The organism is Bradyrhizobium lupini (genome assembly GCF_040939785.1).
GTDB lineage: Bacteria > Pseudomonadota > Alphaproteobacteria > Rhizobiales > Xanthobacteraceae > Bradyrhizobium > Bradyrhizobium canariense_D.
The window spans coordinates 1,706,300-1,720,167 of sequence record NZ_CP162553.1 but is presented as its reverse complement, the minus strand read 5'-3'; the positions used below and the strand labels follow the sequence as shown (position 1 = coordinate 1,720,167).

Here is a 13,868-nt window from a genome sequence, read left to right as displayed (position 1 = left end):
CTAGTCGTTCCGCACGAAGATTTCACGAAGCTTTCTTCCTTCTCCCCTTCTCGAGAAGGTGTCGCGAAGCGCCGGATGAGGGGGTGTCTCCGCAAATTCAAATGTGAGTTCGACTCGCGGATAGAACCCGTCACCCGTCTCGCCGCTTTGCGGCGAGCCAGGCTCTCCCGCCATGGGAGAGGGAAGACAGCCTACCGCTTCTTCCTGTTCATAAACGCGTTGAACGCGGCGGTGGCTTCTTCCGACTTCAGCCGCTCGCCGAACAGATGGGCCTCCTGATCGATGCGGCGGGTGAGCTCCTCGGATGCGACGCGGAGCAGTTTGCGCGAGATCGCGACCGCTTCGGCGGGAAGCCGGCAGATATCGCGCGCCACCTTGCGTGCCTCGACCTCGGTATGACCCGGCGAGACCACGGTGTTGACGAAGCCGGCGGCATGCGCTTCCGCGGCCGTAAAAGTCCGTCCCATCACCAGCATGGCGAAGGCGCGCTGGTAGCCCATCGTGTTCGGCATCAAGAGGCTGGACGCGCCGACCGGCACGAGCCCGAGATGGATGTAGGGCGCGGAGAAGGTCGCCGCGTTCGAGGCCAGCACATAGTCGCAATGGAACAGCATCACGGTGCCCATGCCGATCGACGCGCCGTCCACGGCCGCGATCACCGGCTTGGCGTTGTGAGCTAGCGAATAGAGAAACTTGGCGCCGTCGGACAGCGTCTCGGGGCGCGACGTGTCGGCGTGCATGAAATCGTCGATGTCGTCGCCGGCGGTGAACACGCCGGAGCCCCCGGTGATGATCATGCAGCGGATGTCGGGATTGTTCTGCGCGGTGTCGATCGCGCGGCTCATCTCCCGATACATGTCCTGCGTGATCGCGTTCTTCTTGCTCGGGCGGCGCAGGGTGATCACGCGCGTTCCGCGCTCTTCGCTGACGACGATATTGCCATTCGGCATGAGGGGCCCCTGCGGTCGCCGCGATACTGACATTGCTAGACTCGCGAAACGTCAGCCTACATCATCTTGCAGGCGTGCCAATGCGCTAGCGCGACCTTTTGGAGACCGAATTCGCCCGAGACGGGCGCATCACGCTCGCCGCCGTGTTCCGCGTTGCAATGATCAACCGCCATTTTCGATTGAAAAACCACTGGTTGTGGTGCACGATCGCCTCGCGCCGTTCCATTTGGCCGATTGCCCGATTGATGATTGCCGCCACTCGTGTTGACGAATCCTCGCTGCACTATCGCGGCTGGCGCGTCGTGCTGGCCTGCTTCCTGATGGCTTTCTTCATGTTCGGCTTCGGCCTGTACGGTCAGGGCGTCTATCTCGCGGAACTGCAGCGCGCCCATGGCTGGCCGGGCACGCTGGTCTCCGCGGCCAGCACCTTCTCCTTTCTCCTGACTGCCGTCCTCGTCATCTTCACCGACGATCTGCTCGCCCGCATCGGGCTGCGGTCGCTGATCCTGTGCGGCCTGTCGGCGCTCGGCGCTTCGACGGTGCTGCTGGCGCTGCTGCAGACGCCGTGGCAGCTCTATCTCGCTTATGCGCTGATGTCGGTCGGCTGGACCGGCATGGGCACGGTGGTGATCGCGACCGTGCTGAACTCCTGGTTCGAACGGCGCCGCGGGCTCGCGCTCAGCCTCGCCTACAACGGCGCGACCTGCGGGGGCATCGTGCTCGTGCCGCTGCTGCTGTCGCTGAGTGGCAGCATCGGCTTTCGTTCCGCGATGCTGGCGGCCACGCTGGCGATGGTGGTGCTGGTGCTGCCGGTGGTGGTCATCTTCACCGGGTGGCGAACCGAAATGCCGCCGACGTCGGGTGGGAATTCATCCACTGGCGGCACTGCCTTGCCTTCGGTTCACTCACGCAAGACGCTGCTCGCCAACGCGGCGTTCTGGACCATGGTGCTGCCGATCGCGGTCGCGCTGCTGGCGCAGATGGGATTCATCATCCATCAGGTGACGTTCCTCGAACCGCTGATCGGCCGCGCCAGTGCGGGCCTTGCCGTCACCGTCATGGCGGCGATGGCGGTGGTCGGGCGCCTCTCGCTCGGCCTGTTCGTGGACCGGCTCGATCCGCGGCTCGCCTGCGCGGCATCGATGACGAGCCAGGCGGCGGCGCTGTTCGTGCTTCTGCAAAGCACGAATCCGACCGTGCTGCTCGTGTGCTGCGCCGTCTACGGTTTCTCGATCGGCAACATGATCACGTTTCCGCCCTTGATCATCCAGCGGGAGATCGGCGCGAGCGCCTTCGCCGCTGCGATGGGGCTGGGCACCTCGATCAGCGGCATCGTCAGCGCCTTCGGCCCCGGCATCGTCGGTCTCGTGCGCAGCGTAACCGGCGACTACACGAGCGCGTTTGCGATGTGCGTGGTGCTCGACGTGGTGGCGGCGAGCGTCGTACTATGGCGGCCGGGGCGACGTACGAAGCTTGCGGCTTCGTAGCCCGGATGGAGCGCAGCGCAATCCGGAATTCGTGTCACCAGCAATGATGGCCCCGGATTGCGCTGCGCTCCATCCGGGCTACGCGTCCCAGCTACCCCAACAGCACCGCATCCGCTGCCGCGACCGACTCCGCACTCTCCGTCACGGTGCGCTCGAGCGCGCCGGCCTGCACGGCGATGTTCTCGGCGAAGAAGCGCGCCAGCGAGACGTAGCGCCCGGCGTCCGCGATGCCGTCGGATTTCGCGGCGAGCGCTTCAGACGCCAGCATGCAGCCGCCGAGCGTGGCGCCGAACTGTTGCAGATACGGCGTCGCGCCGGCCAGCGCCTCGTTCGGCGCGGAAGGAAGCCGCTCCAGCAGCCATTTGCTGGTGCGCGTCAGCGCCTCCAGTGCCTCACGCAATTTCACGCCCGTGGTGCCGAAGGCGGGATCGTTGGAGGCTTCGACCTGCTTCACGATTGCGGAGAGTTCGTCGAGCAGCGCCCACACCGACGCGCCGCCGTTGGCCGCGAGCTTTCGCGTGACGAGGTCGATGGCCTGGATGCCGTTGGTGCCCTCGTAGATCGCGGTGATGCGGGCATCGCGATAGTGCTGCGCCGCGCCGGTCTCCTCGATGAAGCCCATGCCGCCATGCACCTGCACGCCGAGATAGGCGACCTCGTTGCCGATGTCGGTCGAATAGCCCTTGGCCATCGGCGTCAGCAATGCCGCACGCGCTGCAGCGTCGGCGCGGACCTTCGGATCCCTGGCACGCGTCGAGACGTCGATCGCCACCGCGGTCGCATAGCAGATGGTGCGCGCCGCAGCGGTCTGCGCCCGCATCCGCATCAGCATGCGCTTGACGTCGGGATGCACGAAGATCGCATCGGAACCGTCACCCTTGTTGCCGAGGGCGCGGCCCTGCTTGCGCTCTTGTGCGTACGACAATGCCTGCTGATAGGCACGGTCGGCAACACCGACGCCTTCGAGGCCGACGCCGAGGCGGGCCTGGTTCATCATCGTGAACATGCAGCGCATGCCCTGGTTCTCTTCGCCGACCAGGAAGCCGATCGCGCCGCCATGATCGCCCATGGTCATGGTGCAGGTGGGGGAGGCATGCATGCCGAGCTTGTGCTCGACGCCGGAGGCAAAGATGTCATTGCGCGCACCCAGCGAGCCGTCTTCGTTGACCATGAATTTCGGCACGAGGAACAGCGATATCCCCTTGGTCCCTGCGGGCGCGTCCGGCAGGCGCGCCAGCACGAAATGCACGATGTTGTCGGTCATGTCGTGCTCGCCGTAGGTGATGAAGATCTTCGTCCCCTTGATGCGATAGGTGCCGTCGGCCTGCTTCTCGGCGCGGGTGCGCAACGCGCCGACATCGGAGCCGGCCTGCGGCTCGGTCAGCTGCATCGTGCCGGTCCATTCGCCGGAGACGAGCTTCTCGAGATAGATTTTCTTCAGCTCGTCGCTGCCATGCGCGTCCAGCGCCTCCATCGCCGACGCCGTCAGCAGCGGGCAGAGGCCGAAGGCGACGTTGGCGGCGCTCCAGATCTCGGTGCAGGCGGCGTTGATCGCGAGCGGCAGGCCCTGGCCGCCGAAATCCTCGGGGCCCGAGACCGCGTTCCAGCCGCCCTCGGTCCAGCGCTTGTAGGCATCCGGCCAGCCCGGCGCGGTCGTGACCTTGCCGTCGCTGAGCTTGATGCCGTGCTCGTCGCCGACTTTGTTGAGCGGCGCCAGCACGTCGGTTGCGAACTTGCCGGCTTCCTCCAGCACGGCGCTCACGATATCGCCGTCGAAATCGCCGTAATGGCCGGCCTCCATGGCAGCTTTCAGGCCGGCGCCGTGGTTGAGCGACAGCAGCATGTCAGAGATCGGCGCGCGGTAGGTCATGGCTCACTCCCGTGGACAGTTCTTGGCGCCGTATTCCCATGAAACGGGGGAGGTCTCAACTGTCAGGAGGGGTGGCGGAACGCCCGTCGGCAACGGGCTGGCGTAGCGCTCCTGTAAGGCATGGCGCGGCGCCACCGGCGCCTGTGGTATTTTGCCCCTCCGGGCGGTTGAAATGCCGCGCCTCTCCCTATAGACCGGCACCACTCGAGGGAATCCGCGGACGCTCCTGTCGCCGCCGTTTCCCGAGGGCCTGATGGGGCGTAGCCAAGTGGTAAGGCAGCGGATTTTGATTCCGCCATTCGGAGGTTCGATCCCTCCCGCCCCAGCCAGCGCTTAAGCTGCTGAGTTCGTTATGTAAGCAGCTCTGATGCCGCCGAATTTTTTGAACGCGTTTGGAAATGGAGCTTCTGATGCTCGTTCCCGAATCAAACTAAACGGCGTCGTGCATTACATCGACCATAGTGGCCTATCTCCGTGGCTTTCATCTCAGTATATACCGCCGAGGCTACTTGGGGTGGTCTGTTACGCCCTCATCGTAGGATAGGGTACTACAGCGAACAATCGGACAAGCAGTCGAAATAATGCATTGGTGCGGAATTCGCCGTGCTGTCCATCATTTCCTACAACACAGTGGAGGAGGCGATCGAGATCGCCGACGACACTGTCTACGGCCTCGGCGCCCACGTGCAGGGCACGGATATGGAAACGGTGCGGGCCGTAGCCGGAGAGATCCGGTCTGGTCAGGTCCATGTGAACTATCCTGACTGGGACCCGAACGCACCTTTCGGTGGATACAAGCGTTCCGGCAACGGCCGGGAGTACGGCCTAGAGGGGTTTGGAAGAATATCTCGAGACAAAGGCCGTTCTCGGATTCTACTCATGAAGTTGCTCTCGTCGCATCGGGTCTTGGCGCTCGTCACGACCAGCGTCCGCCAATGCAAAAGTGTTTCCGGCCGTGATGGCACACGCGTCGGAATCCGCAGAACACCTTCTGGCTCAAGGTCGGGGCTTTGACGGCTGGCTGAGTTGGCCCGTGAGTTCAGTTCGCCCGACATGTGGAGCGGTATCTCATATTTCTCCAGGCCATTTCGAAATCAATCTGTCGCGAGAAACCCGTGCGGCCGTGGATAGATGGCTCCGCGTCGCTGAAGCAAACCGATGGTTCGCGCGATCTTGGGTTGGAAGATGGGCACGGCCGTTATGTTTCGATATCGTGCGATTGCCGTTGAGCCCGGGAAGTCGATTCCTGGATGCACTGATCGATTCAGGAATTTCGCTTGTGGAAGGTGGCTGCGGAACCTGCGAGACACGCGTGATCGAAGGCATGCCGGATCACCGCGAGCAGTTTCTGAGCAAGCAGGAACAAGAGACAAACAAGACGATCATGATTTGCTATTCGGGTGCAAAGTCGAAAAAGCTGACCTTGGACCTCTAAATAGGCCCAACCGACTGCCAACGTCTAATGACAGAACGTGCGCCTTGTCCGATGAGGGGATTCGCGAGGCGATGCCCGCGGCACGAACGACGGCGGTAACGGCCGAAGGGGACGGCTCTAGCACGGAAAGAGTGCCTACTGCTCCCTCGCGCCCTATTGCGGCGCTGGCGACCGTCTGTCCGTTGGCCATGTCGATCATCACAGAAATGGCGCCACTATGAGGAAAGAGGACGTGCTCGGTCTGGTCACCCGCCTGCGAGACGACCGCATCCCGATCGAGCGCTACCATCTCTAGCTCGGGCGCCAGCAGTTCGAGGTCCGCCGCCGGCAGTGTTGCCAGAAGTCGGTTGCCAATTTCGGCGGGAAGCGTCACTGCGGCCTACCTCGAACGATCCGCCGCATCGCATTTCGAGCGTCATAGGGCGGCCAACTCGAACTTTGTTTGAATCCGCCTACGCCTCGCGCCCCGAAGTCCAATTCAGCTGCGGAAGTTCTCAATCTCAAAAACTCCAACCACACGCGTCTCGGAGGCGAATTGTTGTCTCTCAGGATGATTTAGGAGTTAGGTCCCAGCGCGCCGCTGCACAATTGCGAAATGCGCATGGGTAACACCATAGGGAGTTCCGCTTTCCGGGACGCGGCAAGCGCTGCGGCGATCTCGGAAGTGTGGGGCTCGGCTTGACCTAGAAGCTCAACAGCTACGTGATGAAGCCGGGTCATTTCCGCCAGGACAAACGAGACAGTCTGCTTAGGAAGGCCCGGCAGAACGAAATCACGTCTCAGTAACCGAGTGGCTGACCTTGTCAGTAACCGAGTGGCTGGCCTTGCCAAGATGGCAGCCACCGAAATAGGGCGCCTCCGTTGGCGGCATGAGTGGCGGCTCAAACGAGCATCCACATCGTAAACGCGGCGCAGAGGCAGATCGTGCCCACGACAGTCATCCGGCAAAGAAGCGCTCGGTCCGGTCCATGTCGATCATCTTCGAGATCGATCCACGCCCGTAAACGTTTAAAGCTGCACGCTGGCTCCTGCTTGCGCCTGTCGTAATCTGTCAGAGCTTACGTCCCATTAGATGGTGTGAGCGCTCTGCGAACTGGCATTCCAGCAAATTCGATCTGAGGGGCTTCGAAATCAACTGAATCAGCTGGTTGCTAACCGCTATCTGCAAGCCCGCACTGAGCAGCTCTTGACCCTGAGTACGGCAACGCTCGTTGCGTGTGTCGGGCTCTTAGTGTCCAAGTTGCAGTAACTGATAGCCCTCCGAGGCTCGCGCAATAGCGGGGGTTGTGTTGATCAATTGGCATCGGTCGTCGAGCAGGTTCGTGGTCCAATGCGGCGAGACAAAGTAAGGATCAAACGTCGGAGTGATGAAAAGCTAACCATAATCGAAGAAGGATCGCTCAAAAGTTCACTGCTGCTGGTGCGAACCTTATTGCATGCCTGCGCAGAGCGCAGGCGGACGACGCTCTGGCGCTGACACTCGACATTGCACTCAGCGCTGGGACTGCTCACCTGCTTTGATGGATGGCGGACAAAAGGCTCCAGTCATCGGACTGGAGCCGCCACCTTCCTAAGCGCCTCCGCGAGGGGGATTGCGGGCAGTCGGAAGAGCGGGGTTTATCGATCTAGGTCAATGTTTCAACCGGATGCACGCTAGCGGCAAAAGTCAGACTATTGCGCTGTCATAAAACCAGTCAAACACCGGGCTTGTCATTTCAATCTGCGAGACTTTAACTCTGACACTCAGAAATAACAGGTTTGTGAAAAACAAGCCGAAGGGGGTCCGCAGTGGAGAAGGTGCGACGCTTACGCGCGATGGGTTCGCTGTGTCGTCAACAAGCAGCGTACAATGGCGTGAATAAATGGAAGCTCCTCGCGGAAGCAGAATACTGGGAGCACTTGGCTGAGCTTGAGCTGTCGTCCCATTTCCAAGAATGCAACGTCGCTTGTGCAAATGAAAGAACAGAGCCTCAAGCACGCACAGAGGAGAATGATTACTCGCGCCGGGAGACGATTGCCCCCGGATCAACGGCGACCACGAATGACGCGCAGTGTGCGCTTATGCCCCTATGAGCAAGATCCTCGTCGCGGCAATCGAAATGTGGGTTGGTCCAGCGCGCCAGTGTCGGCGACCTTACTCTTCTGGCCTATATGTCGCGATTTTGCGCGCACCTTCCCAAAGCTCGACGTCTTGGCCGTTAACGAGCTGCTTGGCTCGTTCGCTCGCCGTTGGTTCGTCGACGCAATCAAGTTCAAGGCGAAGCTGTATGTGGCCGTCCGATCCAAGAATGTAGGCTCGATACTCCGGCATGAGTTGCTCCAAAACATCAGTTCCGAAGCTGAAACCCGAGAAAATTACAACAACATCAAGAAGCTGTCCATTTAATTAGGACGATACTCCCATCCGTTCCAGACGGATCACTGCTCTGGACATACTCAAGAGCGCCACCGACGCTGAGGAGGTACACGTTCGGATTCACTCAACCCCGAATATTAAGCTGCCTATGATCGATTAATACATTTTACGAATTAAATTCGGATAACTGAAAATAATGTGGTACCTTTGTCGGTCCGAAGACGTTCGTGAAGTGGATGTCATACCTCGACAGAAGATGACGATCGACGTGAATTTTTGAAGACCTGCGGTAGATTTGCGGCCGTAACGCCGCCCGCCATGACCTTGCTTCTATCGACCTCACTCACGTCAAACGCCATCGCTGCGTCTGGGGCAAAAGGTGTGAACGGAGGTGGGGCAGAGCACCATCACCATGAGCACCACCTCGAACACCATCCTCACGACCGGGACGACGATTAGTTGATGAGGGAAGAGGTCCGCCTCAGGCACTCCGGGGCCTCTGCCTTGTAAGCACATGGCCTACTCACCTAGTCGTGAGTTGGGTCGCTGTCGGCGCTCTACACATCTCGGTCGGGTTAATCGAGACGGTCTCTCGCCCATGGGCGCGACCTGCGCCGATAGTGCCACAAACAGCATCAATGTCGTTAGGGGCACCATTCCGGCGCATCATGCTCGCGCGCCGAGAGCGTCGTCGGTCGTGGCGACGTGCAGCGTGTTCAGACTGCGGCCATCGGGCAGCGGAACGGATCAGCAATCACGCCGCTGTCAGTCTCGATTGCTCATCATGCTTCGTGCTACTGCAGTTTCTGGTTGTTGGCTACTTCTCGCGCTAAACTAAGCTCAAGCTCAGTGAGCTTTTCGATCAAGTGCTCCACGATCTCCGCGCAGTCCGAATGCGTCAGCGAATGCACTCCGCGCGATGTCAGGTGGTTCTTGAGGATAGTCGCCATCATGGCTTTGACGCTCATGGACCGGCCTCGTCTGAAAAAGCGGATCGTCACAAAATCAATCTGAAGTAGACGTTGACTATGGACGACACGCAACGGCAAGAAGTTTGGTTCAACCTCCATACAAGTACGGGCGGCGCCTCGCGCTATGTTGCGTTGCGAAGCACGTGCCGTTGCAACACCAAAGCAGCGCTTCGCTCCGAATTCGGGACTTACGAAACAATTCGTTAGCTTTTATCTGGCTTGCTAGGTGCGTGCCGATTACCGCCGATTGCGGCACATGGAATGGGAATACCGGCCCCGGCTGTTCCTCCCAACCTGCGGCCGGGGCCGTTTGAACTTGCACTGCACCGTTCAACCCGGTCCACGACAATGTTTAGAGGCATTGCCATCACGCTATTTGGGCTGACCATTCTTTCGCAGCTCGATCAGACGCTCTTCTATGGTCGAAATACTGGCGCCGCGCTCAGGCTTGTGCGGGACATTAGTCGTGGTTCCGGCCTGTGGTCAGCCGTGCTGCGCTCCTTCGGGCGGGGCATGCGCGAGCTTCCTCGACGGCTACTTCTTCAACAATACCCCTATCGTTCGCGCCATTCGCCTCACTGATCCTGCGTGACGGCCCAGCTCGGCTGCAATCTTCGATACGCCAGCGCCCGTCCGTGCCAGCTTCGACAATTGCTGGACCTCGCGGTCGGTCCATTGCTTTGGCTTCGGCGTTTTCATGGTGCGGTGCTCACCCGCACCAGTTAACCAGCGCGCCTCGTTTCGAACACTTGGGAAATTTACGGGTGGGTCCGTGGGCTGCGATCGAGGTTCACCGAGAAATAGTCGACCACTTCCGTAGCCTCGGCGCCTTGCCTGAAACCCCGCTGTTCTTCGAAATCGACGGAAGGACCATATGGATGAACTGCTGGCGGCGTACAATGACATCACCGCTTCCGGATTGGGCCCTCCCAACCGCAATGCGATGCGGCGAAGGCGGAGCAGCGTTCGCTGGCGGAGCCATGCGCAAAGTTCGGTTGTGCACGCCGATCTAGCCGGCTTGACCTCTTCCGCATCAGCCACGCGTTCGCTGAGAGGGCGGCTTAAACTCCACGACCTCGTGCTGGTCGCACGGATTAGCTCGCTCATTTTTCTTGACGATTAGCTCAAGCTCGAGAGCCTCGAAGGCGAGTTCATCCGCCAAGCGCTTAAACAGCTCGCGCTTTTCTATGTCCGTCGCTTGCTGGCTCATCAGCATAAACTCTCTGGCGTCAGCGCGGACCTTTTCCAAACGTCGTCGGAGGTCCTTCATGTGTGCCGGCTTAGCTTTTAAACTTATCCTTGGCCCGAACAAATCAGTTTGCTGGTTCGGATCCACCCGGAGTCAACTGCCGAAACTCGATACTGGTTCTATGCGGACCGCCAAATTCGCCGCTCTTCGTGCTGCGATATTTGGGCCACGCTCCATGACCCCGCCCCTGTTCAGGGATTGCGGGCTGAGGACGGCCGTCTTGGCCGATGAGCCATCCCTGTCCGGCTCTCGCCGGATGATGCATAGAACTAGCATACCTGAAGGGGGCATGAATGTTCGAAAGCGCACAGACGCGAGTGTTGCGCCGGACTAGGCTGGGAGCGATCCTGGACGCTCGCAAAGCGCTCGGGACCCAACGGCCTCGGGGAGATGCGAAAATGTGCCGGCTGCGCTGAAGCGGCTCCGTCCGCGAACGCAGTGTTGCCGGTTGCGTGCCGGGTATGAGGCAGGAGTAAGCTCGGCAGATTTAGATCAACGATGGTCGTTCTCGTGCGTACTTTTCTTCTCATTGTGGGAATATGGCTACTGGTGAACGTTCTGTTCGTTGTAGTTGTCCTGCCCTCGCGCAGACCGTCACCTACTCGGCGAGCAGGAATTCCATCTCCGGTGACGATTAACACGACGGCCGGTCGCTCGGACGATCACGACCCACCACTCCTGCAGCGCGCAATGAGGCCGGTTGCAATCAGGGTTCTTTTCATCGTGCTCATCCCTCCAGTCCTTCGAGCGTGGAATGCGGTTAGGCGGCACTTCAGAGGGCACGACAACTAGACACGGCCATCGCGTGCTTGAGATTCTCGTCGATGTCCTCACTGCGCCGCGGGCCCCCGAGCGATTCAGCGAGACCATCAGCACAGCGCTCTCGCTATGGCCATGCCTCGAAGCATGGTTATGACCCGCGCTTCAACGATGATGTGAGGAGCTCAGAGCCCAGGGGGAACAGCCGGCGCCAGCATTTCCATCCCAAAATGCCGCAACGCGCGCTCAATTGGTCTGCCGCTTTTCGGCTGAAGCCCGATCGATTAGGAAATCGTCCAATTTTCGGCCGCCTCGAAGCTGCGGCCGCAGCCATCGAGGCAGCCTGCCGCGACCCGACCATGTCTCCGCCGGGTTCTTCGGATTGCGATATTTGGGACGAACGGGCGGGTATGGACGGCGCTCGCGATTGAACCGCGTGGCCTCGTTGGCCAGTCCAATCCTGTGGAGCCGTTCCTCCAAATGTGCTTTTTGCATCAACATTTTCTGAGTGAGTTTGGCGGCGACCTCTTGGTGAAATATCCAGAGCTCGTCAACGGAGAGCGAATTGAAATGCGCGGTGTTCATGGCTCCATCCCTAATCTTGGGCAGAAGGCCCAGGCAGACAAGTCGGGAATCCGGGAACAGACAAGCCCTCAGTTAAATATTGATCATGCAATCCACATTTAATACGAGAGGTAGCAGGGAGAAAGGCGCGACAGTGGTAATATCGTGGCGGAGTATTTAAATCGCCGCGCGGGGTAGCCACGTCTCGTGACCTCCACAAACTCACCCTTGGCCAGTTGCGCTTTCGTGCTCGGGGACGAGCGCAAAGATGGCGATCACCGGACGGCGGCGCGGACGGCTCGATGAATCGCGCTGCCTCGTGACCGGCATATTAATCAGGTAGCCAAGAGTACAATTAATTAATTCATCGCGCCGCCCGATTTAAGCCGCATGGGAGCCGTTGTCGCCGCTAAGGTTCGAGCGGGGGGTGGGGCGCACCCGGGAGTTTTCGATGTCCGGTCATTTGCGATTATACTTCGCCAGTTTGGTGCTTGTCGGAGGTTTATCGGCGGCGCCTGCGTCTTCCAACCCTCTTGCCGACTTCTTCAATACTGCTACGCCCCAACCCACGGTAACCTCTCCGCCGCAAGCCGAATGCGTCCCGCGTCCCGGTACCTCGACCACTGGTGGACAGCATTGGGTCTACCGAATGGACGGTCGCCGCAAATGCTGGTTCCTGGCCGAGGGCATCGCGACGGTGAAGAAGCCGATTCGGGCTCGCATGGCCAAAGACCGCAGCGCCAGTTTGGACGAGAACGGGACGAGGTGGAGCGCGGTCGTTGATGCGCGCGCGGAGGTGCTGCGCTCCGCACCGCCCGAGCAATCTCAGCCGCCTGTACCCGAAATGAAGGTAGCTGATGCCGCTTCCAATCTCGGCACGGGGTCGGCGGCCCCCATTGTCGATCTTCCCAACCAGATCACCTCCGAACACTCCGCACCGGGCCAAGTCGACGTTGGGCAGCTTCTCGCCGACGCACCTCAAGATATGCCGCTGGGCGCGCGCACTGCAGAGGCGCACGGCGAAGCGCGCAGCTGGACGGCCTGGTTCGGTGTACTGCTGATGACGCTTGGTGGCCTCTCGCTCTTGAGCTCGAGCCGCACGCTTCGGCATGCGTGGAGATTACGTTAGCTTAGATGCGAGGTACATCCGCCGCGCAATCAATGGATTCCACGAGCCGGTATAGCCGAACTGCCACACGTACAAAGATTCCGTGCGCCACGCCTAGTTTGGCACCGGCTTAGACGGACATTCGAGTACGATGACGGTCGCCTTTGGGATCGGACTGCATTATGCGGTACAAGGTGTTCGTGGTGGACGGCAGCCGGCAACTGATCTGCGCTGCAAAGCTCGACTGCATTGATGAGCAGACGGCGAGACGCCGAGCCGAGCAAATGCATGACGAGCACGACGTTGAGCTTTGGCAAGGCGATCGACTCGTTGCTGTGTTCCGAAGTGCAACGTCGAATGAAGGTCGGAGCTAACGCGCGATCCTGAATCGACGGCCGGTCTCGCCGCCGAGTTAGTTCGAGCATTGTGAGGCACCCCGGCCTGGCTGGTTGCCGACATGTCGCAGCGACGTCGTCACCAAGGCTCGCTACTGCGGTCCCGGCCGTCTCTAAACGGCTCTTGCTCCGCCGCTCGCTTTGGTACGCCGTCTTCTGCCCATCGTTCTTGCTTCTACATGTCGGAGCTTGCGTCGAAGCTTCTCCACCTCTCTAAGCTCCTCCAGAAGCGCCTGGTGCCGTTCATTCAGAACAGCACTAGAAAAAATCTGACGCGTACTCGACATCACATGCCTCAGAAAATGATTTGAAGTAAGAAGTCGACGAAAAGCGAAAGATAAAGAATACTCCACCGAAGCTCAATGAGCTGAAGCCGCAGCCGCCAGATGCTCCCAGTACTCTGCCTCTGCAAGCAGTTTCCAGCTTCTCTCAGGTTGGAGTGCGGCAGTCTGTCGGCATAGCAGCGCCATTGCACGCAGGCGGCGGGCAGCTTCCATTTCAACCTCCCATGTTTTCCCCCAACATATTTTTCGTTTTTGCGATGGAGTCATCATGATTATATGACATAATCAAATTTCTCATTTAATGGCGGTCAATTTGGTTCCATTTGTAAGCCGACCGGGAACTGCTTTCGGTTTAAGCTTCACATGGATTTCGAATGCTTGCTCGCCGACCCCCGCTGCGCGGTAAAGCGAACGAGACTGCACGGGACGGCAGCACGAGA

The 13,868-nt window shown here is 60.0% G+C and carries 11 protein-coding genes, 1 tRNA gene and 1 pseudogene; 7 read left to right on the top strand and 6 right to left on the bottom strand.

Annotated features, from left to right (window positions below):
* Positions 1-191: 191 nt before the first annotated feature.
* Positions 192-950 (bottom strand): enoyl-CoA hydratase-related protein, encoded by a 759-nt coding sequence (locus tag AB3L03_RS08360; RefSeq protein ID WP_204513897.1) that lies wholly within the window; start codon positions 948-950, stop codon positions 192-194.
* Positions 951-1,195: 245 nt separating this feature from the next.
* On the opposite strand from AB3L03_RS08360, the gene AB3L03_RS08355 reads away from it, so the two are divergent.
* Positions 1,196-2,437, top strand: a complete 1,242-nt coding sequence (locus AB3L03_RS08355) for an MFS transporter (RefSeq protein WP_085352688.1) — start codon at positions 1,196-1,198, stop codon at positions 2,435-2,437.
* Positions 2,438-2,528: 91 nt separating this feature from the next.
* Here the strand turns inward: AB3L03_RS08355 and AB3L03_RS08350 are convergent, their stop codons facing one another.
* Positions 2,529-4,307, bottom strand: a complete 1,779-nt coding sequence (locus AB3L03_RS08350; RefSeq protein WP_085352538.1) for an acyl-CoA dehydrogenase — start codon at positions 4,305-4,307, stop codon at positions 2,529-2,531.
* 254 nt (positions 4,308-4,561) lie between these two features.
* On the opposite strand from AB3L03_RS08350, the gene AB3L03_RS08345 reads away from it, so the two are divergent.
* The 3 genes and pseudogenes from AB3L03_RS08345 (at position 4,562) to AB3L03_RS08335 (ending at position 5,742) form a co-directional block, all read left to right on the top strand.
* A tRNA-Gln gene (locus AB3L03_RS08345) sits at positions 4,562-4,636 on the top strand.
* A gap of 274 nt (positions 4,637-4,910) precedes the next feature.
* Positions 4,911-5,190, top strand: a pseudogene (locus AB3L03_RS08340) (aldehyde dehydrogenase family protein); the annotation flags it as partial.
* 75 nt (positions 5,191-5,265) lie between these two features.
* Complete coding sequence (locus AB3L03_RS08335; protein WP_083926417.1) at positions 5,266-5,742, top strand: 2Fe-2S iron-sulfur cluster binding domain-containing protein; 477 nt, start codon at positions 5,266-5,268, stop codon at positions 5,740-5,742.
* On the opposite strand, the gene AB3L03_RS08330 is transcribed toward AB3L03_RS08335, so the two are convergent.
* Entirely contained in the window at positions 5,690-6,031 is a 342-nt protein-coding gene (locus tag AB3L03_RS08330; RefSeq protein ID WP_231190922.1) for a cyclic nucleotide-binding domain-containing protein, read from the bottom strand. The two genes, AB3L03_RS08335 and AB3L03_RS08330, sit on opposite strands and share 53 nt — an antisense overlap.
* Before the next feature lie 1,752 nt (positions 6,032-7,783).
* Between AB3L03_RS08330 and AB3L03_RS08325 the strand changes: the two genes are divergently transcribed.
* Both AB3L03_RS08325 and AB3L03_RS08320 read left to right on the top strand, forming a co-directional pair.
* Positions 7,784-8,128, top strand: a complete 345-nt coding sequence (locus tag AB3L03_RS08325) for a hypothetical protein (RefSeq protein WP_204513898.1) — start codon at positions 7,784-7,786, stop codon at positions 8,126-8,128.
* Positions 8,129-8,374: 246 nt separating this feature from the next.
* On the top strand, positions 8,375-8,557 hold the full coding sequence (locus AB3L03_RS08320; protein ID WP_085351024.1) for a hypothetical protein: 183 nt from the start codon (positions 8,375-8,377) through the stop codon (positions 8,555-8,557).
* Between the two features lie 335 nt (positions 8,558-8,892).
* On the opposite strand, the gene AB3L03_RS08315 is transcribed toward AB3L03_RS08320, so the two are convergent.
* From AB3L03_RS08315 to AB3L03_RS08305, 3 genes are all read right to left on the bottom strand, one after another.
* A complete protein-coding gene (locus AB3L03_RS08315) occupies positions 8,893-9,066 on the bottom strand; it encodes a hypothetical protein (protein ID WP_204513899.1) in 174 nt (57 codons plus the stop codon).
* A gap of 1,036 nt (positions 9,067-10,102) precedes the next feature.
* Positions 10,103-10,279: a hypothetical protein gene (locus tag AB3L03_RS08310; RefSeq protein WP_231188768.1), complete on the bottom strand. Its 177-nt coding sequence runs from the start codon at positions 10,277-10,279 to the stop codon at positions 10,103-10,105.
* 1,044 nt (positions 10,280-11,323) lie between these two features.
* Positions 11,324-11,662 carry an H-NS family nucleoid-associated regulatory protein gene (locus AB3L03_RS08305; protein WP_204510834.1) on the bottom strand — a complete coding sequence of 113 codons (339 nt, stop codon included), beginning with the start codon at positions 11,660-11,662 and terminating at the stop codon, positions 11,324-11,326.
* Positions 11,663-12,290: 628 nt separating this feature from the next.
* Between AB3L03_RS08305 and AB3L03_RS08300 the strand changes: the two genes are divergently transcribed.
* Positions 12,291-12,770 carry a hypothetical protein gene (locus AB3L03_RS08300; RefSeq protein ID WP_231188667.1) on the top strand — a complete coding sequence of 160 codons (480 nt, stop codon included), beginning with the start codon at positions 12,291-12,293 and terminating at the stop codon, positions 12,768-12,770.
* Positions 12,771-13,868: the final 1,098 nt, after the last annotated feature.